This window comes from Citrobacter sp. TBCS-15 (genome assembly GCF_005280815.1).
Lineage (GTDB): Bacteria > Pseudomonadota > Gammaproteobacteria > Enterobacterales > Enterobacteriaceae > Citrobacter > Citrobacter werkmanii.
This window is the reverse complement of record NZ_SZWK01000101.1, coordinates 729709-753742: the sequence shown is the minus strand read 5'-3', so window position 1 is coordinate 753742 and position 24034 is coordinate 729709. Positions and strand designations below refer to the sequence as shown.

The following is a 24034-nucleotide window of genomic DNA, read 5'->3' as shown; positions in this document are numbered from 1 at the left end:
TTTCATACAGGAAAACAGCTATGTTGGCACAACTGACCATCAGCAATTTTGCTATCGTTCGTGAACTTGAGATCGATTTCCAGAACGGCATGACCGTCATCACCGGTGAGACAGGTGCGGGTAAGTCCATTGCCATTGATGCTCTCGGTTTGTGCCTGGGCGGGCGCGCAGAAGCCGACATGGTGCGCGCAGGCGCTGCGCGAGCCGACCTCTGTGCCCGTTTCGCCTTAAAAGACACCCCAGCAGCCCTGCGCTGGCTGGAAGAGAACCAGCTTGAAGACGGCCGTGAGTGCTTGCTGCGTCGCGTTATCAGCAGCGACGGCCGCTCCCGTGGCTTTATTAACGGTACCGCCGTTCCGCTATCACAGCTTCGTGAGCTGGGCCAGTTGCTGATTCAAATCCACGGTCAGCACGCACACCAGCTTCTGACAAAATCCGAACACCAAAAATTCCTGCTTGATGGTTACGCCAATGAAGCGTCCCTGACCCAGGAAATGACCGCGCGCTATCAGCTATGGCACCAAAGCTGCCGCGATCTGGCGCATCATCAGCAACAAAGCCAGGAGCGCGCAGCACGGGCGGAACTGTTGCAATATCAGCTAAAAGAATTGAACGAATTCAACCCACAGCCGGGCGAGTTTGAGCAAATTGATGAAGAGTACAAGCGTCTGGCTAACAGCGGGCAATTGCTCACCACCAGCCAGCAGGCTCTGGCTATCCTCGCGGATGGCGAAGACATCAATCTGCAGAGCCAGCTGTACACCGCAAAGCACCTGGTCACCGAACTGGCAGGCATGGACGGCAAACTTTCCGGTATCCTCGATATGCTGGAAGAGGCAACCATTCAGCTCAGCGAAGCCAGCGATGAACTGCGCCACTATTGCGATCGTCTGGATTTAGACCCTAACCGTTTGTTCGAACTTGAGCAGCGTATTTCAAAGCAAATCTCGTTGGCACGTAAGCATCACGTCTCTCCGGAAGCGCTGCCGCAGTTCTATCAGTCTTTGTTAGATGAACAGCAGCAACTTGACGATCAGGCCGACTCGCTCGAAACCTTAACCCTGGCGGTGAACAATCACCATCAGCAGGCGCTGGAAACAGCAAAAAGGTTGCACCAACAGCGCCAGCATTACGCCCAGGAACTGGGGCAACTCATTACCGAGAGTATGCATACCCTTTCGATGCCACATGGTCTCTTTTGCATTGATGTAAAATTTGAGGAGCATCATCTGAGCGCAGACGGTGCTGACCGCGTGGAGTTTAAAGTTACCACTAACCCGGGTCAGCCGTTACAACCGATCGCGAAAGTTGCTTCCGGCGGCGAGCTGTCGCGCATCGCTCTGGCTATTCAGGTTATTACCGCACGTAAAATGGAAACCCCAGCGCTGATTTTCGATGAGGTTGATGTCGGCATCAGCGGTCCGACTGCGGCGGTCGTGGGCAAAATGCTGCGGCAGTTGGGAGAATCAACCCAGGTAATGTGCGTAACGCACCTGCCGCAGGTTGCTGGTTGTGGTCATCAACATTTCTATGTCAGCAAAGAAACTGACGGCGCAATGACGGAAACACACATGCAGCCGCTTGATAAACGCGCACGTCTGCAGGAGTTAGCCCGCTTACTTGGCGGAAGCGAAGTCACACGCAATACCCTCGCAAACGCAAAAGAACTGCTGGCAGCATAAACTTTTTTCCCTTGTGAAGGTCTGAGTTCAACATAAAATCGCCGACCGACCCGACAGCAAAAGGTTTTAAAGTGGTGAAAGGTCTATTATCATCGGCATATTACATATGAGCCGCGTACTGCTCGGGCCCGAAAAGGAATCAAATCACTATGCGCTGTAAAACGCTGACTGCTGCTGCAGCAGTACTACTGATGTTGACTGCAGGCTGTTCCACTCTGGAGCGAGTGGTTTACCGCCCTGACATCAACCAGGGAAATTATCTGACACCGACCGATGTCGCCAAAGTGCGTACAGGCATGACGCAACAGCAGGTTGCTTATGCTCTGGGTACCCCGATGATGTCCGATCCTTTTGGCACTAACACCTGGTTCTATGTGTTCCGTCAGCAACCTGGACACGAAGGCGTAACTCAGCAAACGCTGACGCTGACCTTTAACAGCAGCGGCGTATTGACCAACATTGATAACAAACCTGCCCTGACCGACAACAAGTAGGTTTGAGAGATTAAAAAAAGGTGCTCAATGAGCACCTTTTTTATTGTCTGTTATTTTTTAGCGGATTTCTCTGCTCGCTGCCTGCGCAGCTCTTTGGGATCGGCAATCAACGGCCGATAAATTTCCACCCGCTCGCCGTCATGCAGAACATCAGCAAGCTTTACCGGACGGCTGTAGATGCCCACTTTATTTTTGCTGAGATCGATATCATTACGTAATTCCAGCAACCCGGAAGCGCGGATAGCCTCTTCCACCGTAGCGCCCTGCTGCAGCGTTACGCGCTGTAAATACTGTTTTTCAGGCAGCGCGTATGCCACTTCAACGACAATTTTAGCCGACGCTGACACTGTAAACCTCTTTCGCGCGAACGGTGAAAGCCTGCACCATATTCGAAGCCAGCTCTTTAAAGATGCGGCCAAACGCCAGCTCGATGAGTTTATTCGTGAACTCAAAATCGAGATGAAACTCAATGCGGCACGCGTCCTGGCTTAACGGCGTAAATTTCCAGCCGCCAATCAGTTTTTTAAACGGTCCATCGACCAGATGCATCAGGATGCTCTGATTACTGGTCAGTTGGTTACGCGTGGTGAACGTTTTGCTAATCCCTGCTTTAGAGACGTCCACAGCGGCCGTCATTTGTCCCGGAGTCGACTCCAGTACGCGGCTACCGGTGCACCCCGGTAAAAACTGGGGATAGGATTTAACATCATTCACTAACTGATACATCTGCTCCGCACTGTAAGGTACTAAAGCGGTCCGGCTAATCTGAGGCATAACAATTTCCATCAATATCAATCACACAAATAATACCATTTATCACTCGCTAAAAAAAACGCTATAGCCCAACTCGTGCTAAGATAGCGCCTTGCGCCCCGCTGGATGAAATGGGGTGTTTTTCGATTCCAGATTACCTATACTGAGCGGCATTATGACGAAGAAAAAAGCACACAAACCTGGCTCAGCCACAATCGCGCTTAACAAACGCGCACGACACGAATACTTTATCGAAGAAGAGTTCGAAGCAGGACTCGCTCTGCAGGGCTGGGAAGTCAAATCCTTGCGCGCAGGTAAAGCCAACATCGGCGATAGCTACGTTATACTCAAAGACGGCGAAGCGTTCCTGTTTGGCGCCAACTTCACACCGATGGCCGTTGCTTCAACACACGTGGTATGCGATCCCACCCGTACCCGTAAACTACTGTTAAACCAGCGCGAACTCGACTCTTTGTATGGTCGCATGAATCGTGATGGTTATACCGTGGTAGCACTTTCGCTGTACTGGAAGAACGCCTGGTGTAAAGTGAAAATCGGCGTCGCAAAAGGTAAGAAACAACACGACAAGCGCTCCGATGTGAAAGAACGTGAATGGCAGGTGGATAAAGCACGTATTATGAAAAATGCCGGGCGATAACCTTCTTTTCTTTGTGGCCAGTCTATCACCATGATGACTGGCCTTTATTTTTTAGTTATTGAAAGTCGCATTATACATTCATAGTAATTATAGATTCCATTGCTGAATCGTTCAGCTAAAAATACAACCTCCAATCCGCAGGCAAGGAGTAGCCTAATAGAATAAAACTTCAAGTACTCCCGCCCTATATTTTCCACTCTACGAAATAGCATTATTATTACTGTTGTTTATTATTAACAATAAATAATAAAAGCAATGATTACAGCAAGTTATAAATAAAGCCTATTTATCGAAACGTTTAACTCTTTTCGGTGAAAAATGTCATCATATATTTTTAATATCTGGACATTGCAGAAAAGTTTCTTTCTGACTATATCATCTAATACGAAAGAACTATTTTTGGTGCTCAGACTACGACTTTATTTGTTCAGAAACTGATATCTGTAAATCTCATCCATGAAATTACATGTGCAAGTTCATCATTATGATGAACGAGGCACCTGTCTGCTCATTTTCCCGGCACGCCGTTGCGGATTAATACTCCCGACCTGCCATCAGGAGTGAACATATGCGTCTACTCGCCGTTGTATCGAAGTTGACTGGTGTTTCTACCAATGTTGAAGCCTCTGAAATTACGCTCAACTCACCTTCTATTGTGAAACTGTCCGTTTCGCGTGAGGAGGTCAGCCAGTTGACTCGCGTTAATCAGGATCTGGTTGTCACACTCCGTTCAGGTGAAACCATCACCATTAAAAATTTTTACGTCGGAAAAGGTGATGCGCAAAACCAGCTGGTTCTGGAAGACAGCAATGGCGCGCTGTGGTGGGTTCAGGATACGGATGGCGCTTTCCATTTTCAGCACCTGGACGATCTCACGCCGCTGATGACGGCCGAAGGCAGTCATGACGGTGGCGCAGTCTGGCCCTGGGTTCTCGGCGGGGTCGTTGCCGCAGGTGGGATTGCAGCTATAGCCTCTTCTGGCGGCGGTGGCGGACATCACAATAACGACAACGGCTCAGGCAATGGTAATCCCGGTGGTAGTACGGATCCTGGCGTTGGAACAAATCCAGATGGTGGCACTAATCCAGGCGGTAATAATAGCGGAGATACCACTCCACCAACATCCCCAACTGCACTGGTGGTCTCCCCTGATGGCAAGTCGTTGACCGGGCAGGCAGAACCGGGCAGTACAGTCATCATTAAAGATGCGCAGGGCAACATTGTTGGTCAGGGTAAAGCAGACAGTGACGGCAAATTTGCGATCGATCTTAATCCCCCTAAACTCAGCGGAGAACACCTGACCGTTACCGCAACCGATGCGGCAGGTAATACCAGCCCCGCCGCGAGCGTTAACGCGCCCGATATTCCTCTGCCTGCCACACCGGTAATTTCTGCTGCTATAGACGATCAGGCTCCGGAAACCGGGACTGTCGCTAACAAGCAATTTACCAATGACAATACCCCAACGCTACAGGGAACCGGCACCCCCGGCTCAACTATCCATATTTATGTTGATGGTAAAGAGACAGGTACCGCCGTGGTGGGATCGAATGGAAAATGGAGCTTTGCTATTGCCACACCGCTGGCAGATGGTGAACACAGCTTTACAGCCATTGCTACCAACCTTAAAGGCAGCAGCGGAGAATCTACCCAATTCACGCTCAACATTGATACTCACACCCCGGAAGCCCCTGTACTTGAAGCCCTAACGGATAAAACAGGGTACATTACTGGTCTACTCATCAATAACGCACACACTGATGAAGCAAAACCAACCCTATCCGGTAAAGGTGAAGCAGGAAATACCATCACCATCCGTGAAGGGAACATCATTCTGGGGACGACTGTCGTTGATGCCAGCGGCCAGTGGAGCTTCACCCCGACAACAGCGTTAAGCGACGGCGCACATACGTTCACGATCCAACAGACGGATAAAGCAGGAAACGTCAGCGAAATAACGACAACCCCAACGATTATTGTTGATACGACTCCCCCACCTGCTGCGGTGGTTGACTCAGTCTCCGTGGATGGCACCACCGTAACAGGCCATGCTGAAATCGGCAGTACCGTCTCCATCTATGATGCCGATAACAATCTCCTCGGTTCAGCTGTAGTAGGCCAGGATGGCTTATTCAGTATTACGCTGAATCCAGCGAAAACGCATGGCGAAACGCTGGAAACACGTATCCGGGACGAGGTAGGTAATAACGGACCGGCAGGCCAATTTACTGCATCAAACTCTCAATATCCTTCTCAACCGATCATCATCACCGTGTCAGATGACATTGGGAGCGTGACCGGTGCTTTGAAAAACGGCGATGCTACAGATGACAATCGCCCGACCATCAGCGGCACTGCTGAACCGGGAAGTGTTATCACAATTAATGACAATGGCGTGCCAATGCCAACAATCCCGCCGGTGATTGCTGACAACGATGGGAAGTGGAGCTTTACGCCCTCTCAGCCACTTCCTGATGGCGATCATCTTTTTACCGCAACGGCGACAAATAACTTCGGCACCAGCGGACAGTCCATCAGCTTTGCGGTTGATATCGACACCCAACCTCCGGTGCTGGAAGATTTGGAAGTCATTAATCAGGGAACCACGCTGACAGGCTCCACCGAAGCAGGCAGCACGGTGGTGATTAAAGACAGTCAGGGAAATGTTTTGGGAAGCGGTAAGGCAGGTAATGACGGCTCATTCTCAATAGGCATTAATCCCGCCAAAACCAATGGTGAAACGCTGACCATTTCGGTTACTGATAGAGCCTCAAATACGGGTCCTGTAGAGAGCCTGAAAGTACCGGATATTTCGCCACCAGCCTCCCCTTCCGGACTAACTGTCGCTGCCGACGGTGAATCCGTTAGTGGTCAGGCGGAACCCGGTTCTACGGTTATCATCAAAGACGTCGCGGGTAACGTACTGGGTACCGGGATCGCCAACGGCAGCGGGCAATTCATCGCCCCGCTAAATTCACCACAAACCAATGGCGAAGCGTTAACGGCAACAGCCAAAGACGCTGCACAAAATGAGAGTCTACCGTCTACCGTGCTCGCACCGGATACGACCGCACCACTCGCACCAGAAGATGTGAAGGTGAGCCCGGAAGGCACCAGCGTAACGGGGACGGCTGAACCAGGCAGTACAATAACCATTACCGCACCGGACGGCAGCACCATCGGTACTGGAAAAACGGGAAGCGATGGCAACTTTAGCGTACCGCTTTCACCTGCGCAGACAAATGGCGAAACCGTCAGCGTCACCGCCACTGACAGCGCTAAAAATGAAAGCCCGGCGAAAACCGCAGTTGCGCCGGATACTACCGCCCCAGATAAGCCCATTATTTTGCAGGTATTTGATGACGTCGCAGGCGATACCGGGCCACTCACCAGTGGACAAACAACCAACGATAACCGTCCGACGCTGAGCGGCACAGCAGAAGCTGGCTCAACTGTAGAGATATTTGATAACGGGACATCTCTAGGTGTGGCCGTAATGCAGCCAGACGGTAGCTGGAGCTTCACCCCTCAGACCGACCTCGGTGAAGGGAAACACCAGCTTACGGCTGTCGCTACAGATACCAAAGGCAACGCCAGCCCGGCGACCGCGTTTGAACTGATTGTTGATACGCAGTCACCGCAAATGCCTGCCATTACCCATGTAACGGATGACAAGCCGGGCATTGTCGGTTCCATCGCCAATAACGGTCTGACCAACGATAACACGCCAACCATCAACGGAACCGGCGAACCCGGCTCAATAGTTCATCTGATGCGTGACGGGCAACTGATTGCAGATATTACCGTCGATACTAGCGGGATATGGAGCTACACCCCGCCGCAAACGTTGCCCGATAATAAATATGAATTTACGGTGACAGCCAGCGACAACAATGGAAACACGACACCTCTCTCCGCAGGGTTCACCATTACCATTGACAGCACGGCACCCCTCGCCCCGGGATTTTCTGCGATCCTTGATCCTGATAAAAATCCTATCGATACCAGTCAACCGACCAACTCTTCTCAGCCACAGTTAACCGGTAGTGGCACCGCTGGCGACACCATCACCATTTATGACAATGGCAAGCCGATTGGCGAAACAAAGGTTGGCACGGATGGAAGCTGGCAATTCACGCCGCCAGTGGTTCTGGGTGACGGCACACATGTTCTGACGGCAACCGCCAGCGATCCGGCGGGCAATGAAGGCCCGAAATCCACCAGCTTCACGCTACAGGTCGATACAAATGCGCCAAATGCACCACAAATCCTGTCAGCAACCATTGTTGTGGGTACCGAAAATGTCGTCCTGGCTAATGGCAGCACAACGAATCAGGAAACCCCACTTCTGAGCGGTACCGGTGAGCCAGGCGCCACGATCACGCTCTATAATAATGGCACTGAGGTGGACACGGTAAAGGTCAATGCACAAGGGAAATGGACCTACCAGCCAACCGCCAATTTATCTGAAGGGTTAAACGTCATTACCGCGACGGCTACCGATGCGGCAGGCAACGTCAGCCCGGTATCCGGCGTCTACTCGATCACAATTGATACCATTCCACCTGCGAAACCTGACGTACCGCTAATCACCGATAACGTTCTACCCGTTGTCGGAAACGTTGCCAGTGGTGGCACAACCAATGACACCACGCCCACCTTCAGCGGGAAGGGAGAGCCGGGTAGCACTATCACTATCTATAATAACGGCAGCGAAATTGGTCAAACAACGGTAGGTGATAACGGGAGCTGGACCTTTACCCCGAGCCCATTAGACCCAGACACGACTTACGTCATCACCACAACTGAAACCGACATTGCGGGCAATACCAGCGATCCGTCGGATCCCGTCACCCTAACCATTGACACAACAGCACCAGGCAATCCTACCATCGGATTTGCGACGGATGATGACAACACGCCCAATGCCAACTTTAACAGCGGCGCCACCACCGATGACAATACGCCGGTTATTCATGGTACGGGTGAAGCTGGCAGTATTATTACTGTATTCAATGGCGCTACCGTTCTGGGCGTGGCCACCGTCGACAGTTCTGGCAACTGGGAATTCCCCATTACCAGCGCCCTGCTCGATGGTACCTATACCCTGACCGCCAGCGCAAAAGACGCCGCCGGTAATCCCAGCGGGACATCGAACAGCTTTACCTTTACCGTTGATACCATTCCTCTGCAGGCACCGGTAGTGACGGAAATCCTTGATAACGTCAACCCGGTCACTGGCACTCTGAGCGATGGCTCCTTCACTAACGACCAGACGTTAACCATCAACGGCACCGGAGAGACGGGCAGCACAATAACGATTTATGACAATGGCACAGCTATAGGGACCGCAAACGTCATTGATGGAAAATGGACCTTCACCACGCCTGCACTTTCAGAAGATCCTCACGCGCTGACCTTCAGTGCAGATGACGGAGCCGGAAACACGACGGTTCAAACGCCGGCCATTAATATCACCGTAGATATTACACCGCCGCCAGCCCCGACGATCCAGACTGTCTCACCGGATGGCACCCGGGTTGCTGGTCTGGCAGATCCTTTCGCCACGGTTGAAATTCGCGATGCTTCCGGCACGCTAATCGGTACCGCAACCGCAAATAATACCGGCGAATTCGCCGTAACCTTAAGCCCGGCGCAGACCAACGGCGGTGAACTCACGGCGAAAGCAATTGATCGCGCGGGTAACGAAAGCCCCAATGCGACCTTTCCTGCCTCTGACAGCGGCCTGCCTGATGTGCCGTTCATTACCGCGATTGACGACGATGTCGGTAGCGTACAGGGAAATATTCTCACTGCTGGCGGTAGAACAGACGACACCACCCCCACGCTTCGTGGCACAACGGAAGTGGGGTCGACGGTCGAAGTCTTTATTAACGGCACCAGCGCTGGCCAGGCCATCGTTGATACCAGCGGCAATTGGACATTTGCGGTTCCCACCCTGCCGGGCGAAGGGAACTACAATTTTACCGTTCAGGCCACCAACGGTAACGGCAAGGGCGGTCTGTCCGCCCCCGTTGCAATAACGGTAGATTTAACCGCACCGCTCCAGCCGGTGATTGTCAACGCGACGGATGACGTTCCCGGCTACACCGGCTCACTGGCTAACGCCGCGCTAACAAACGATGCGCGCCCTACGCTCAACGGTACCGGCGAAGCAGGTGCCACTATAACCATCTTTGATAATGGCAATGCGATCGGCACTACCACCGTAGCTCAAAACGGTAGCTGGAGCTTCACGCCGGGAAGTAATCTCAGTAACAGCCAGCATGTGTTCACCGCCCGCGCAACGGATAGTGCGGGTAATACCGAGGCTATTTCGGGCGATTTCACCCTGACCATTGACGCACAAGCGCCCACCGTCCCGACAATTACATCGGTGATTGACGATAACAACCTACCGAACGTTTCCGTTTTACCAGGCCAGGCAACCGACGATCGCCAGCCCGTGCTGAACGGTACGGGCGAAACCGGTGCGACAATTAATATCTTTGATAACGGCGTACTCCTTGGTACGACTGTAGTAGGTGCAGGAGGAACCTGGTCCTGGACGGTTGACAGCGCGCTAACGGAAGGCAGCCACACCCTGACCGTCAGCGCCACCGACCCGGCAGGTAACACCAGCGCAGCCTCCTCTGGGTGGAATATCGTCGTGGATGTGACGCCCCCCGCCGTACCAACGCTCACTTCCGTGGTAGACGATCAGCCCGGTTTAACCGGCAATCTGGTCAGCGGTCAACTCACCAACGACGCGACTCCGACGCTCAACGGTCGCGGAGAAATCGGGGCTACAATTAACATCTGGCTGGATGGCGGAACAACACCGATTGGCACAGCCATTGTTGATGGAACCGGGTCGTGGAGCTTCACGCCTGGAACACCACTCACTAATGGTAACCATACCTTTACCCTTAGCGCGACTGACCCAGCCGGCAACACCAGCGCCCTGTCCGGTGGATTTACGCTGAATGTTGACGCCACTCCACCTGTAGCGCCAGTCATTACCAGCATCGCGGATAATACGGCCCCCGTGATAGGCGTCGTACCGAATGGTGGAAGCACCAATGAGACAAGGCCGACAATTACCGGAACCGGTGAAGCAGGCTCGACGATATCTATTTATAACGGCGCTTCTCTCGTGGGCACCGCCCTCGTCCAGGCCAGCGGCAACTGGAGCTTTACACCAACAAATGCGCTTGCTGCGGGCACATGGAATCTTACCGCGAAGGCAACAGATACCGCGGGAAATACCGGGCCGGCATCGGATGTTCGCTCATTCACTATTGATACCACCGCCCCCGTTGCACCTGTCATAACCACCGTCTTTGACGATCAAGGGCCACTCACCGGCAATCTCAGCAATGGACAAATTACTGATGATGCCCGCCCGACATTCAGCGGTACCAGCGAACCCAACGCCATAATCCGTATCTTTGACAACGGCTCTTTGTTAACGGAGATAACCGCTAACAGCAGCGGTAACTGGAGCTATACGCCTACGCAACCAACAGCGCCTGCAATGGCCACGGGAAACCATGTCATCACCGTAATGGCCATCGATGCGGCGGGTAATGTGAGTCCTGCATCGGACAGCTTCACATTCGTGGTGGATACCACCGCGCCATTGCTACCGGTTATTACCCTGGTGACCGAAGATATGCCCCCTGGCACCGGGGCGATTACTAACGGACAAAGTACCAACGATCCAACGCCGACGTTTAGCGGAACAGCGGAGGCCGGAGCCACAATCACCCTGTATGAGAATAATACCGTCCTGGGAACCACCACCGTGTTAGCCAACGGTACCTGGAGCGTCACCACCTCCACGTTGGGAAGCGGTACACATACCATTACCGCTGTCGCTACAGATGCAGCAGGCAACGCCAGCCAACCAACAGGCGGTTTTACGCTGACTGTCGACACATCGGCCCCCGCTACGCCAATCCTGACTACCGTCGTGGATGACGTTGCTGGCGGTGTATTCGGCAACCTGAATAACGGTCAGATCAGTAATGACAGCCGGCCAACACTGAACGGGACTGCTGAGGTGGGAAGTACGGTAAGTGTTTATGACGGCAACACCTTGTTGGGAACAACCACGGCTGGAGCAGGTGGTGTCTGGAGCTTCACGCCGGGAACCCCGCTCAGCGAAGGCTCGCACACGCTAACCGTCACCGCCACCGATGCGGCGGGTAATAACAGCCCGGCGACCAACAGTTTTGTGATAGTCGTTGATACCACCGCGCCAGGCGTGCCAGTTATTGTCAGCATTATTGATGATGTGCCTAACATCACTGGTGCAGTGGGTAATGGTCAGTCCACCAATGATACCCTCCCCACGCTCAACGGCACGGCGGAAGCCAACAGCACGGTCAATATCTTTGACAACGGCGCGCTGGTGGCCTCCGTAACGGCGAACGCCAGCGGAAACTGGACCTGGACTCCCACCTCAGCGTTGGGCCAGGGCACGCATGCTTATACGGTGAATGCCACTGATACGGCGGGTAACGTGAGCCCCACCTCCCCTGGCTCGTCGATTGTAGTGGATACCCTTGCGCCCGGCGCGCCGACAGGCCTTACTATCAATGCAACCGGCAACCGTGTCAGCGGTACAGCTGAAGCAGGGAGCACCGTGACCATTACATCCAGTACAGGAACCGTACTGGGAATCGCCACTGCGGATGGTGCTGGCAGCTTTGTGGTGGCGCTTTCCCCGGCACAAACCAGCGGCCAGGCGCTGCTGGCATTTGCTCAGGATAAAGCGGGTAATACCGGTGTTTCTGCCGGGTTCACTGCCCCGGATACCCGCGTACCCGATGCCCCAACCATCGTCAGTGTTGTGGATGATTTCGGCATTTATACCGGGATTATCGCCAATGGCCAGGTAACCAACGATGCCTTACCTACGCTAAACGGAACGGCACAGGCCAATGCCGTCATCAATATTTACAACAACGGGGCGCTGCTTGGCTCCACAACGGCAAACGCCAGCGGCGTCTGGTCCTTCACGCCTGGCAGCAATTTGACCGAGGGCTCGCACGCCTTTACCGCAACGGCAACCAACGCTAATGGCACAGGAGCCGCATCAGGTCCCGCCACAGTGGTGGTCGATACACTGGCTCCCAATACGCCAACCGGCATACTAAGTGCGGATGGCGGTTCGCTAACAGGTCAGGCAGAAGCAAACAGCACGGTGACGGTGACAATCCCTGGCGCGGGTACCTACACCACGACGGCAGGAAGCAACGGCGCCTGGTCATTGACCTTGCCGACCAAACAAATTGAAGGGCAGAAGCTGGGCATAACCGCAACCGATGCGGCGGGCAATACGTCGGGGTCGCTCTCCATTACCGCCCCAATCCTCCCACTCTCGGCTAACGATAACGTCACCAGCCTCGCTCTGACGACCACCGCAACCACCAGCTCACAAAGCTACTCTGACTACGGTCTGCTGTTGGTAGGTGCTTTGGGGAATGTCGCCTCCGTTCTGGGTAATGACACCGCACAGGTACAGTTCACCATTGCCGCCGGCGGTTCTGGCAATGTTACGATCGATGCGGCAGCGACAGGCATTGTTCTGTCATTGCTCAGTACCCAGGAGATTGTGGTGCAGCGCTTTGATGCCACTCTCGGCACCTGGAGCACCTTCATCAACACTGCAAATGGCGACTTCGCAAACCTACTGACGTTAACTGGTAGCGGCGTCACCCTGAATCTGACTGGCCTGACCGGCGGGCAGTATCGCGTGCTGACGTATAACACCAGCCTGCTGGCGACAGGTTCATATACCAGCCTGGACGTAGACGTTCATCAGACCAGCGCAGGCGTTGTCAGCGGGCCGACCGTCAATACTGGCAACGTGATGGCCGATGACGTTACGCCAACCGGAACAACACTAACATCAGTCACTGATGCCAGCGGGAAAACCACCGTCGTTGGCGCGGGAGGGGTCGATATCACAGGTCAGTACGGCACCCTGCACATCAACCAGGACGGCAGCTACAGCTACAAATTAACTAACACCAGCGCCGCGGTTTACGGTCAAAAAGAGAGCTTCACCTATACCATCACACAGGGTAGCAACAGCAGCTCGGCACATCTGGTGATCAACCTGGGGCCAGCCCCGGCGGCCACCACCGTTATTGCGGCCGACAACAATGCTGCCATGGTCTTTGATACCAGCGTCAGCTATGTCAACAATGGGTCATCAGTACAAAGCGGTCTGACGGTATTAAGCGTCGGAGTTGGTACCGTACTTAACGCCAACCTGCTTGATGACATGAGCAATCCGATTATCTTTGATGTAGAGGATGGCTCAACCCGTACGATGACCATTCAAGGGACCGTTGGCGGCGTAACGCTGGCCTCAACGTTCGATCTTTATATCTACCGCTTCAATGATGCGATCCAGCAGTTTGAACAATACCGGGTGCAAAAAGGCTGGATCAACACCCTGCTGCTGAATGGAAATTCACAGCCGTTGACGGTAACGCTGCCAGGCGGTGAATACCTGTTTGTACTGAATACCGCCAGCGGGATCAGCGCCCTCACCGGTTACACGCTCAATATCTCGCAGGATCATACCTATGCCGTAGATAGCACTACCGCCAATACCACCGGCAATGTGTTAACTAACGATATTGTGCCGCCAGATGCGGTGATCACTGAAGTCAACGGCGTGGCTGTCCCGGCATCGGGAAGCACCACCATAAACGGACTCTACGGTACGTTATCCATTGATGCAAAAGGAAATTACACCTATACCCTGAAAAACGGCGTTGGTGCGGACAGCATCAAATCCCCGGACAGCTTCGTCTATACCGTTCGCGCGCAGAATGGTGATACGGATACCGCCTCACTGAACATCACGCCAACCCCGCAGGCGTTGAATGCCGTCGATGACGTCAGCAGCATCATGGCGGTAAATACCGTTCAGGACTCGGCTGCATATGGCAGCGGCGCGCTGGGAACAGCGACAATTCCGACACTGGGGAGCAAGGCAACCGCGACAGGTTCGTTTGACATCGCGACAAATGACGTCCTGAAAAACGCTACGCTTAACTTCGATATCAACACGCTAATCACCGTCGGTACGCTCGGTGTGAGCTGGACGATAACCGGCCCTGGCGGATACACACTTTCAGGTACGGTACCTGCCAGCGCCATCAGTCTGTTAGGCAGTTCAATCGCGGTCTCGCTGGGGAATGCCGAACTGACCGCAGGTCATTATAGCGTCAGCTTCACAGGAACGATGGGAGGGCTGGCCGTGGGCGACGTCAGCATTACGCCGAACGTCACCGGCACCACCTGGCACCTTAATACCTTTGACGTCAACACCACCACGGTAAATGGCAATATTTTTGATGGTAGTGATGCGGCAGGCGCCCACGATCAGCTGTCAACCGTCCATACCCTGCTTACCGTTAATGGCTATAACGGCAGTACCGCCACGCTCAATCCGACCAGCAGTACCAGTAGCGCCACCGTTCAGGGCCATTATGGTTCACTGACCATGAATCTGGATGGCTCATACACCTACACGCTGAAGCCGGGTACGACCGTGGCATCGATGACCACCAAAGAGACCTTCACCTATACGCTTAATGACCAAAACGGACATACGGACACCGCCACGCTGACCATCAATATGAATCCGCAGCTGGCAAGCTCCTCACAACATGATGTGATCACCGGGTCGGTCTACGGCGATACGCTTATCTATCATCTGCTTAATGCCAACAACGCAACCGGAGGGAACAACAGCGACAACTGGACCAATTTCTCTATGGCCCAGGGCGACAAGATCGATATCCACGAACTGCTGAGCGGATGGAACCATCAGGCCTCAACGCTTGGAAACTACGTGCAGGTCACCACCAACGGATCCAACACCGTGATCGCCATCGACCGCGATGGTACGGGTGGAACTTATCAATCCACCAACCTCATCACCCTGGAGAACGTCAACACCACGCTGAATGAACTGCTACAGAACAACCATCTCATCACGGGTGGTTAATACATAAAGCTCCGGGCGCCACGACGCCCGGAGCAACTGCCGTAACGGTTGTATTTGAAAGGGATGAGATATGGGAAAAGTCATGCCCGTGGCATTACTGCTGGCATTAACGCTGTGTTCCATGCAGGTGAATGCCGAGGATGAACCGCAAATTATTACGCCGGAAGGGTTGGCAAATAGCCAGATGCTTCCAAACCTTGACGGCTCCGTTGCCGATCTGCCGCTAAGCTCCGCCGCCCCCGGTACTCTGACGCTGAACGATGCCGTGAGTCGTGCCGTGAGCTGGCACCCATCCATTCGTGAATCTATCGGCAAATTACTCACACAGAATGAGCAGATAGACGTGGCGAAATCGAAATATTACCCGCAGGTAACTGCCGGAATGAACAACGGCTACAGCAATACTTACACCGACCACGGCTTTAGCCCGGCCCTGGTTATTTCGGTGTCACAAATGCTGTATGACTTCGGCAAAGTGGCCAGCCAGGTCCGCGCTGAAACCGCAGGTTCCGCGCAGCAGCAGGCTAATGTGTTACTCAGTATTGATACCATCGCGCACGCGACCGCTAACGCGATAGTCCAGGTGCAGACGTGGCAGCAAATGGTGGATGCCGCCGAGGAGCAACTCGCCGCTCTGAACGGCATTGGCCGACTGACCCGGCAACGCAATGATGAAGGCGCAACCTCGCTATCAGACGTGGTGCAAACCGATGCGCGTATAGAGTCCGCTCGTTCGCAACTGGCGCAGTACCAGGCCAATCTCGACAGCAGCAAGGCAACTCTGATGAGCTATCTCGGCTGGAACTCGCTCAACGGCATCAGCAATGAATTCCCCGGCAAACTGGACAGCAGTTGTGATGTCGTTAAACCCGACGATAAGCTGGTTCCTGCCGTGCTGGCGGCGTGGGCGCAGGCAAATGTGGCGCAGGCCAACCTCGACTACGCCAACGCGCAAATGACGCCAACTATTTCTCTGGAGCCGTCGGTTCAGCACTATCTCAACGACAAATACCCCAGCCATGAGGTACTCGACAAAACCCAGTACTCCGCATGGGTAAAAGTTGAAATGCCGCTGTATCAGGGGGGTGGACTTACCGCCAGACGCAACGCCGCCAGTCATGCGGTTGAGTCAGCCCAGTATTCCATTCAACGAACCCGGCTTGAGGTACGGCAGAAATTACTGGAATCCCGCAGCCAGGCTATGAGTCTCGCCACCGCCCTGCAAATTCTGCGACGCCAGCAGCGACTGAGTGAACAAACGCGCGAGCTGTATCAACAGCAGTATCTGGATCTTGGTTCACGCCCGTTGCTCGATGTGCTTAACGCCGAGCAGGAGGTGTATCAGGCGCGCTTTGCTGAACTCCAGACCCAAAACCAGCTGCGCCAGTTACAGCTTAACTGCCTCTACAATACCGGATCGCTACGCCAGGCGTTCGCCTTAAATAACCGCAGCATTCAATCGGTGGAGATACAGCTATGAGCGACGTCGATTCACATGCGGAAGAGGCCATTGGCGAACAGCCCCTAAGCCAATGGGCGCAGGCGATGACGTATATTGCCAGCCACTATCGTGTTGCCTGCTCGCCCGGCGCAATCCAGGCCAACGCCCCGTGGTTTGCAGGGAAAAACCGCCCCCTCGCGCTGACACAACTGGCGCGCCAGGCGGGTCTGTCATTTCACGCGCTGGACACCACAAAGCAGGCGTTCAGCCAGTGGCGTTTACCGGTAGTAGCGGAACTGCGCGACGGCCAAATCATGGTGATAGAGCATTTCAACGGTGACGATGCACTGGATGTTTTTATCATCGCCGAAGAGGGGCAACGTAACCGGGTGACGGTCGCAGAGCTTGTGCCAGAGATCGTAAGCATTACCGCGCTGCGCCCGCTTTCGGCGCTAAAAGACAGTCGGGTAGACCGCTATATTTCTCGCTTTAAACCCGACTGGATGCGCGAACTGGTTTTACAGGATATCCGCCCTTACCTGCCAGTGATGGTTGCCGCTTTTCTGATTAACGTTCTGTCGCTCTCCGGGATTATCTTTTCGATGCAGGTCTACGATCGGGTGATTCCGGCGCAGTCATATCCGACGCTGTATGTTCTCTCAACCGGCGTTCTGGTGGCGGTCCTGTTTGGCTTTCTGCTGCGCGAAGCACGTACCCACATTATGGATCTGCTGGGTAAACGCGCCGATATGCGCATTTCCGATCGGGTATTCAGCCATGCCCTGCGGCTGCGTAATAGCGCCGTACCTCGCTCGACGGGGAGCTTTATTTCTCAACTCCGCGAGCTGGAGCAGGTTCGCGAGATGATCACCTCCTCGACCATGTCGACTATTGTCGATCTGCCTTTTTTCTTTCTGTTTATCGTGGTACTGGCCTGCATTGCCCCGCCGCTGGCATGGATAGCGCCCGTCGCCGCCCTGCTGATGATCCTGCCAGGTTTACTGTTACAGAAGAAGCTGGCTGTGCTCGCCAACCAGGCCGCACATGAATCCACCCTGCGTAATGCGGTACTGGTTGAAAGCGTTCAGGGGCTGGAGGACATCAAGCTGATGCAGGCGGAAAACCGCTTTTTACAGCAGTGGAACAGCTACATCCGCATTACCGGAGAGTCCGGACTGCGCACGCGCAAGCTGACTCAGGGGCTGATTGGCTGGGGCATGTCGGTACAGAGTCTGGTCTACGCCGCCATTATTATGTTCGGCGCGCCGATGGTCATTGAAGGCACGATGACCACCGGGGCCGTGGTGGCCGCCTCCATGCTCGGTTCCAGAATGATTGCCCCAATGGCTAACCTATGCGGCGTGCTGGCCCGCTGGCAGCAGGTTAAAGCAGCGAAGATGGGGTTGGACAGCATCATGCAGCTCCCCACCGAAACGCAATACGATGAAGATCGGGTACATCAGGAGATTCTTCACGGTCATTATCTCTTTGAAAACGCGCACTTTCGCTACCACAGCGACGATCAGCGCGTTCCGCTGCGTATCTCCCGTCTGGAGATCATGCCCGGGGAACGAATAGCGATCCTCGGTCGTAACGGCGCGGGGAAATCAACGCTGCTGCAGGCCATGGCGGGCGGCGTGGAGATTATTCAGGGCGAGGTCCGACTCGATAACCTGAGCCTGGCGCAAATCGATATGGCCGATTTACGCCGCAACATCGGTTTTCTCAGCCAGAATGCGCGCCTGTTTTTCGGCACCCTGCGTGAGAACCTGACTCTCGGCGCGCCGCATGCCAGCGACGCGCAGATATTCGAAGCGCTGGAGGTCAGCGGCGCAGCGGCTTTTGTTAAACAACTCGCCAAAGGGCTGGCGCATCCGATTATGGAGGGCGGCAACGGTCTGTCCGGGGGACAGAGGCAGTCGATTTTGCTGGCAAGAATGCTGCTGCGCTCGCCCAATATCGTACTACTCGACGAACCCAGTGCTTCACTGGATGAGCATACCGAGCGGGAGTTTATTCAGCGGCTGAACCTGTGGCTGGGCAACCGCACATTGATTGTCGCCACCCATCGCGTGCCGGTTCTGGAGCTGGTTGAGCGCGTGGTGGTGTTGAAAGAAGGTCAACTGGTGATGGATGCCCCGAAAGCGCAGGCGTTGAATGCGAGTCGGGCACCTGTACCGACTCACGGTCGGGAGTGGAAAAATGAAAACCAATCCGCATGACGCCGCCATGGACGATCTCGATATCCGCCGCGAACACCGTTTTTCCGGGGCCAGCCGCATTATTCTGCTCAGCACGCTGTTGTTTGCTGTGCTGGGTATCTGGGCGTATTTCGGTAAACTGGATGAAGTCTCAACCGGCAGCGGGAAAGTGATCCCCAGCTCACGTGAGCAGGTATTGCAGTCGCTGGATGGCGGGATCCTCGCCGAGCTGACGGTACGCGAGGGCGATAAGGTGCAGGCCAATCAAATCGTGGCACGCCTCGATCCTACCCGGTCTGAGTCCAACGTTGGGGAAAGCGCCGCCCGCTATCGCGCCTCGCTGGCTTCCAGCGCGCGGCTTAATGCTGAAGTTAACGATCTGCCGCTGACCTTTCCCGATTCACTGCGCGCCTGGCCTGATCTCGTCGCCTCCGAAACGCGTCTGTATAAAAGCCGCCGCGCGCAGCTTGCTGATTCTATGGCGGAACTGCAGGACGCGCTGGTCTCAGTTAACAAAGAGCTGGCCATTACCCAGCGTCTGGAGAAAAGCGGCGCCGCCAGCCATGTAGAAGTGCTGCGCCTGCAACGACAAAAAAGCGACCTGGGATTAAAAATTACCGACCTGCGTTCCCAATACTTCGTGCAGGCGCGTGAGGCGCTGTCTAAAGCCAACGCCGAAGTGGATATGCTGGCAGCTATTTTGAAAGGACGTGAGGATTCCGTCACCCGGCTGACAGTGCGCGCGCCCATGCGCGGTATTGTGAAAAATATCCAGGTCACCACCATTGGTGGGGTTATCCCACCCAATGGCGAAATGATGGAAATAGTGCCAATAGACGATCATCTACTCATTGAAACCCGTCTGTCGCCACGTGATATCGCATTTATTCACCCAGGCCAGCGAGCGCTGGTCAAGATAACCGCTTATGACTACGCCATTTATGGCGGTCTGGAAGGCGTAGTTGAAACCATCTCTCCGGACACCATCCAGGATAAAGCGAAACCGGAAATCTTCTACTACCGCGTGTTTATCCGTACCCATCAGGACTACCTGGAGAACAAACTGGGACGCCATTTCTCCATCGTACCGGGCATGATTGCCACAGTGGATATAAAAACAGGTGAAAAAACCATCGCCGACTATTTAATCAAACCATTTAATCGGGCTAAAGAAGCGCTGCGCGAGCGGTAAATCCTTGAGGATAAGGGGTTGCGGGGGCTGGTCACGCGTGTCACAAGTCTGTTATACTTGCTCTAACACATTGGGGCTGATTCTGGATTCGACGGGATTCGCGAAACCCAAGGTGCATGCCGAGGGGCGGTTGGCCTCGTAAAAAGCCGCAAAAAAATAGTCGCAAACGACGAAAACTACGCTTTAGCAGCTTAATAACCTGCTCTGAGCCCTCTCTCCCTAGCTTCCGCTCTTAAGACGGGGATCAAAGAGAGGTCAAACCCAAAAGAGATCGCGTGGATGCCCTGCCTGGGGTTGAAGCGTTAAAACTAATCAGGCTAGTCTGGTAGTGGCGTGTCCGTCCGCAGGTGCCAGGCGAATGTAAAGACGAACTAAGCATGTAGTACCGAGGATGTAGGAATTTCGGACGCGGGTTCAACTCCCGCCAGCTCCACCAAAATTCTCCATCGGTGATTACCAGAGTCATCCGATGAAGTCCTAAGAGCCCGCACGGCGCAAGCCCTGCGGGCTTTTTTGTGTCTGTTGTTGCCCGAGGGAATCCGGCTAAATCCAGAGAAAATTGGTACACGTTTAGGTACACGCTATATTGTGGTCCATTAAACGTGTACTAACTATGGAAAGATTCCAGACATGGCGCGTATCACACGCCCCCTCACTAACAACGAGATCCTTAAAGCTAAGCCCCAAGAAAAAGAAGGCATGGTCAGTTTTGAACGATATACTAACCTTTACTTGCGAAAAACTTCATAGATTACAAACTCAAGGCACTTATACAGAGCTGAAATTTTCCGGCTGCATAGAACATCAAGCCATTAAGCGTTGTTTCTCTCATGCTCAATGAGCCATTCTTTGCGCGAAATACCACCACCATAACCAGTCATTTTGCCATCTTTTCCAATTATCCGGTGACAAGGGATCACTATCGCAATTCGGTTTGCGCCATTAGCTGCAGCGACGGCGCGCACAGCATTGGGCTTATTAAGCCGAATTGAAATCGCCTGATAGTGTGAGGTCTGGCCATATGGAACTGCACGCAGCTCATGCCAGACAGATTGTTGAAAATCACTGCCCGGAGTATCGACAGAGAGCTCAAACTGTCGGCGAGTTCCGGCAAAATACTCGCTGATTTCTTTTACTGTCTGCCGGGTATGGCTGTTTTCTCCGGTGACAATTCTGGCGTTAAATAAACGCTGGATATCGCGAAATTCTGTTTCTAACATCCGGCGATCGGTAAACTCCAGCAGACAGACCCCCCTCTCTGTAGCACAGACAAACATCGGTCCAAGCATAGTGGTAAACCGGTGAATGACAATCACCTGGATTGCCTGAGTCGGCGCTGCGCCAGTAAGACGCTTGTAGGTATAACCAAAGCCGCTCAAGGATTCATAGCCATTGTCCAGCGCAACGTCAGTCGCCGCTCGTCCGCTTTTCAGCTCCTGCAGGGCAATATTCACCCGCTGCATTCGCTGGAAAGCCTGAAAAGTGATGCCATGGTGTTGCAGGAACCAGCGTCTTACCCGCTCCGGGCTGATGCCATGCTGGCGAAGCTGCGCGTCAGCTACACGGGATTTTATATCGCGCCTGACAAGCGCAAGCGCCTGTTCAACAAATAATGGCGCGCTGTGCGCATTTTCTGCGGGTCTGCAGACTTTACAGGGACGAAACCCGGCCGCCAGGGCCGATTTAGCATCTTTATAAAATTCGACATTTTCGCGTTTGGGCTTTCGTGCCCGGCATACAGAAATACAGAATACGCCAGTGGTTTTGACGCCAACAAAAAACACGCCAGTATATTCTGGAGCTCGTTCAAGTAATGCCTGATACCAGATATCACACAAATTCTTATCGGTTATTTTCATCACCAAAAAGTCCTTCAAACGTCTGACGAGTTCGGATCGCATGCATGACATCAGTCAGCGTTGACTGCATGGCCGAATGAACAAAATTGCCCATTGAAATGCGGCTTACCCCGGCCCGTTTCAGCCTGTCGAATGAGGGAAGATCGGGCATACACATGACATTCAGAGGCAATCCCATTGCCTCTGCAATGAGGCTGATGTCTTTCTCTGACGTCAGGCAGGGAACAAAAAGGCCGTCAGCACCTGCAGCTTTATAGCGTTGACCCCGTGATATCGTCTCCTGCAACGCGTCTTCATGCCCGAGCAGGTAAGTATCAGTCCGGATATTCATAAACAGGCTGTAATTTTCGCTTCTCAGCGTATCGCACACTGTTCTCAGGTTACGGGAAAAATCAGAGACATCGTCAAGCTGACGAACCCCGTTTATGACTCGGCTGTCTTCGAGGTTAACGCCTGCGACGCCTGTCTGAGCAAGGCGCCTGAGATTGGCTGCTATCTCTTCGGCTGAATCACCATACCCTGCTTCCATGTCAACGCTCAATGGCAGGTTGCTGACAGCCCGGATCCGGGTGACCATATAAAATAACTCATCAAACGGAATTCCCTGCCCATCGTCATATCCCAATGTGGACGCTATAGCTGCACTGGACGTTCCCAGAACCTGGTAGCCTGCTTTTTGCGCTGCGACAGCACTGGCGGCATCCCAGACGTTGGCGATAAGAAGAGGCTCATGCTGATAGTGGCGTTCTGCAAAGTTCATATTCATATCCTCTCGATAGATTGAAAATGAATCTAAGCACTCAGGAAGAACCTCACAACCGAAATTCAGACGACCATTTTTTAGCAAACATCGTCTGAACATGAGTGCGGAACAGACCAAACCTTTTAAGGTCAGGTTCTGGCTTCGAGCATGGCAAGAACAGCCCAACGTGCCGCATCGTCTGCGATATTTTCCGGCAACGCATCAGCCCGCAGCGTGATATAAGCATCAACAGCCTTTCTGATGGCCATGCTGACGGAATCACGATCGTGCGTTGCCAGCGTGGAAGTCAGCAAGTCATCAGGATCAATGCTGAGGAATTCGATGCGGCGAACCCCACGTTGCGGTAGATTGGCACGACGGTACAGCATAGGTCCCAGCACTTGCTCGCGGAAGAATGCCAGCATGCCTATCGCTTCAAAGAGTTCGCCTCTTCCCAGCTTAACCACTGCATAATGAAGCCAGATCCAGGCTCGGGACTCAAACCACTCCGGCGTCATGTTGGGCCACTGAGCACTAAATTTTGCCAGTTGGCGCTCCAGAGCAGTGCTATCACGGGTAAATAACACTGCTGGCTCCTCAACGCGTTTAGTGAGCATTTCCAGGGTGACGAATTTCAGATCGACATGAAGGAGTTCGGGACCATACAGGCAGATAAGCAGACGAGGCTCTCCCACATGTTCCCCGGTGAAAGCATGGAGCAGGTGACCCAGTGTTCCGGCGAACACAATACGCTGAGCCATGATTTCGTCATAGTGGAGAGGGTCTACAACAACGACAAAATCCAGATCGGAGTATTTATCAAATCCGCCATGGATAATCGAACCGCCAGCGAGAAGGGAATGAATTCGCGAATCAGACTGGAATTTAAGCTTGAGTTGCTCTGCAAAACTTCTGTGTAAATCGGGTAATGTACTAAGCATACTTTTTCCTGTTCACAAAAAATACAAAGCATTT

At 53.6% G+C, this 24034-nt stretch carries 12 protein-coding genes and 1 other RNA gene; 8 read left to right on the top strand and 5 right to left on the bottom strand.

Features of this window, described 5'->3' with window-relative positions:
- Nucleotides 1-20: 20 nt before the first annotated feature.
- Complete coding sequence (recN, locus tag FDW96_RS06590; protein ID WP_137349536.1) at nt 21-1682, top strand: DNA repair protein RecN; 1662 nt, start codon at nt 21-23, stop codon at nt 1680-1682.
- A gap of 149 nt (nt 1683-1831) precedes the next feature.
- Nucleotides 1832-2176: an outer membrane protein assembly factor BamE gene (gene bamE / locus FDW96_RS06585; protein WP_003826401.1), complete on the top strand. Its 345-nt coding sequence runs from the start codon at nt 1832-1834 to the stop codon at nt 2174-2176.
- A gap of 50 nt (nt 2177-2226) precedes the next feature.
- Here the strand turns inward: bamE and FDW96_RS06580 are convergent, their stop codons facing one another.
- Complete coding sequence (locus FDW96_RS06580; RefSeq protein WP_137365388.1) at nt 2227-2523, bottom strand: RnfH family protein; 297 nt, start codon at nt 2521-2523, stop codon at nt 2227-2229.
- A complete protein-coding gene (gene ratA, locus FDW96_RS06575) occupies nt 2507-2950 on the bottom strand; it encodes a type II toxin-antitoxin system toxin RatA (protein WP_038642770.1) in 444 nt (147 codons plus the stop codon). The genes FDW96_RS06580 and ratA overlap by 17 nt, the downstream gene beginning before the upstream one ends.
- 154 nt (nt 2951-3104) lie before the next feature.
- On the opposite strand from ratA, the gene smpB reads away from it, so the two are divergent.
- From smpB to ssrA, 6 genes are all read left to right on the top strand, one after another.
- A complete protein-coding gene (smpB, locus tag FDW96_RS06570; RefSeq protein ID WP_043017973.1) occupies nt 3105-3587 on the top strand; it encodes an SsrA-binding protein SmpB in 483 nt (160 codons plus the stop codon).
- Nucleotides 3588-4155: 568 nt separating this feature from the next.
- The gene (locus FDW96_RS06565; protein ID WP_137365387.1) at nt 4156-15624 is read left to right on the top strand and encodes a BapA/Bap/LapF family large adhesin; all 11469 of its coding nucleotides are present in this window, start codon (nt 4156-4158) and stop codon (nt 15622-15624) included.
- A gap of 70 nt (nt 15625-15694) precedes the next feature.
- The gene (locus tag FDW96_RS06560; protein ID WP_137365386.1) at nt 15695-17104 is read left to right on the top strand and encodes a TolC family outer membrane protein; all 1410 of its coding nucleotides are present in this window, start codon (nt 15695-15697) and stop codon (nt 17102-17104) included.
- Complete coding sequence (locus FDW96_RS06555) at nt 17101-19287, top strand: type I secretion system permease/ATPase (protein WP_137365385.1); 2187 nt, start codon at nt 17101-17103, stop codon at nt 19285-19287. The genes FDW96_RS06560 and FDW96_RS06555 overlap by 4 nt, the downstream gene beginning before the upstream one ends.
- 7 nt (nt 19288-19294) lie before the next feature.
- The gene (locus tag FDW96_RS06550) at nt 19295-20458 is read left to right on the top strand and encodes an HlyD family efflux transporter periplasmic adaptor subunit (RefSeq protein WP_137361384.1); all 1164 of its coding nucleotides are present in this window, start codon (nt 19295-19297) and stop codon (nt 20456-20458) included.
- 72 nt (nt 20459-20530) lie between these two features.
- Nucleotides 20531-20894: a transfer-messenger RNA gene (gene ssrA, locus FDW96_RS06545) on the top strand.
- A gap of 376 nt (nt 20895-21270) precedes the next feature.
- Here the strand turns inward: ssrA and FDW96_RS06540 are convergent.
- From FDW96_RS06540 to FDW96_RS06530, 3 genes are all read right to left on the bottom strand, one after another.
- A complete protein-coding gene (locus FDW96_RS06540) occupies nt 21271-22317 on the bottom strand; it encodes a bifunctional transcriptional activator/DNA repair enzyme AdaA (RefSeq protein ID WP_042313267.1) in 1047 nt (348 codons plus the stop codon).
- Entirely contained in the window at nt 22301-23077 is a 777-nt protein-coding gene (locus FDW96_RS06535) for an isocitrate lyase/phosphoenolpyruvate mutase family protein (RefSeq protein WP_137365384.1), read from the bottom strand. Before FDW96_RS06535 ends, FDW96_RS06540 begins: the two co-directional genes overlap by 17 nt.
- Before the next feature lie 131 nt (nt 23078-23208).
- Nucleotides 23209-24000: a hypothetical protein gene (locus FDW96_RS06530; RefSeq protein WP_061382287.1), complete on the bottom strand. Its 792-nt coding sequence runs from the start codon at nt 23998-24000 to the stop codon at nt 23209-23211.
- Nucleotides 24001-24034: the final 34 nt, after the last annotated feature.

Excerpts from the sequence above, each read along its gene's own strand:
- FDW96_RS06550 (WP_137361384.1), top strand. The coding sequence starts at position 19,295 with ATGGACGATCTCGATATCCGCCGCGAACACCGTTTTTCCGGGGCCAGC.
- FDW96_RS06555 (WP_137365385.1), top strand. The coding sequence starts at position 17,101 with ATGAGCGACGTCGATTCACATGCGGAAGAGGCCATTGGCGAACAGCCC.
- FDW96_RS06560 (WP_137365386.1), top strand. The coding sequence starts at position 15,695 with ATGGGAAAAGTCATGCCCGTGGCATTACTGCTGGCATTAACGCTGTGT.
- recN (WP_137349536.1), top strand. The coding sequence starts at position 21 with ATGTTGGCACAACTGACCATCAGCAATTTTGCTATCGTTCGTGAACTT.
- FDW96_RS06530 (WP_061382287.1), bottom strand. The coding sequence starts at position 24,000 with ATGCTTAGTACATTACCCGATTTACACAGAAGTTTTGCAGAGCAACTC.
- smpB (WP_043017973.1), top strand. The coding sequence starts at position 3,105 with ATGACGAAGAAAAAAGCACACAAACCTGGCTCAGCCACAATCGCGCTT.
- FDW96_RS06540 (WP_042313267.1), bottom strand. The coding sequence starts at position 22,317 with ATGAAAATAACCGATAAGAATTTGTGTGATATCTGGTATCAGGCATTA.
- FDW96_RS06535 (WP_137365384.1), bottom strand. The coding sequence starts at position 23,077 with ATGAACTTTGCAGAACGCCACTATCAGCATGAGCCTCTTCTTATCGCC.
- ratA (WP_038642770.1), bottom strand. The coding sequence starts at position 2,950 with ATGCCTCAGATTAGCCGGACCGCTTTAGTACCTTACAGTGCGGAGCAG.
- bamE (WP_003826401.1), top strand. The coding sequence starts at position 1,832 with ATGCGCTGTAAAACGCTGACTGCTGCTGCAGCAGTACTACTGATGTTG.
- FDW96_RS06565 (WP_137365387.1), top strand. The coding sequence starts at position 4,156 with ATGCGTCTACTCGCCGTTGTATCGAAGTTGACTGGTGTTTCTACCAAT.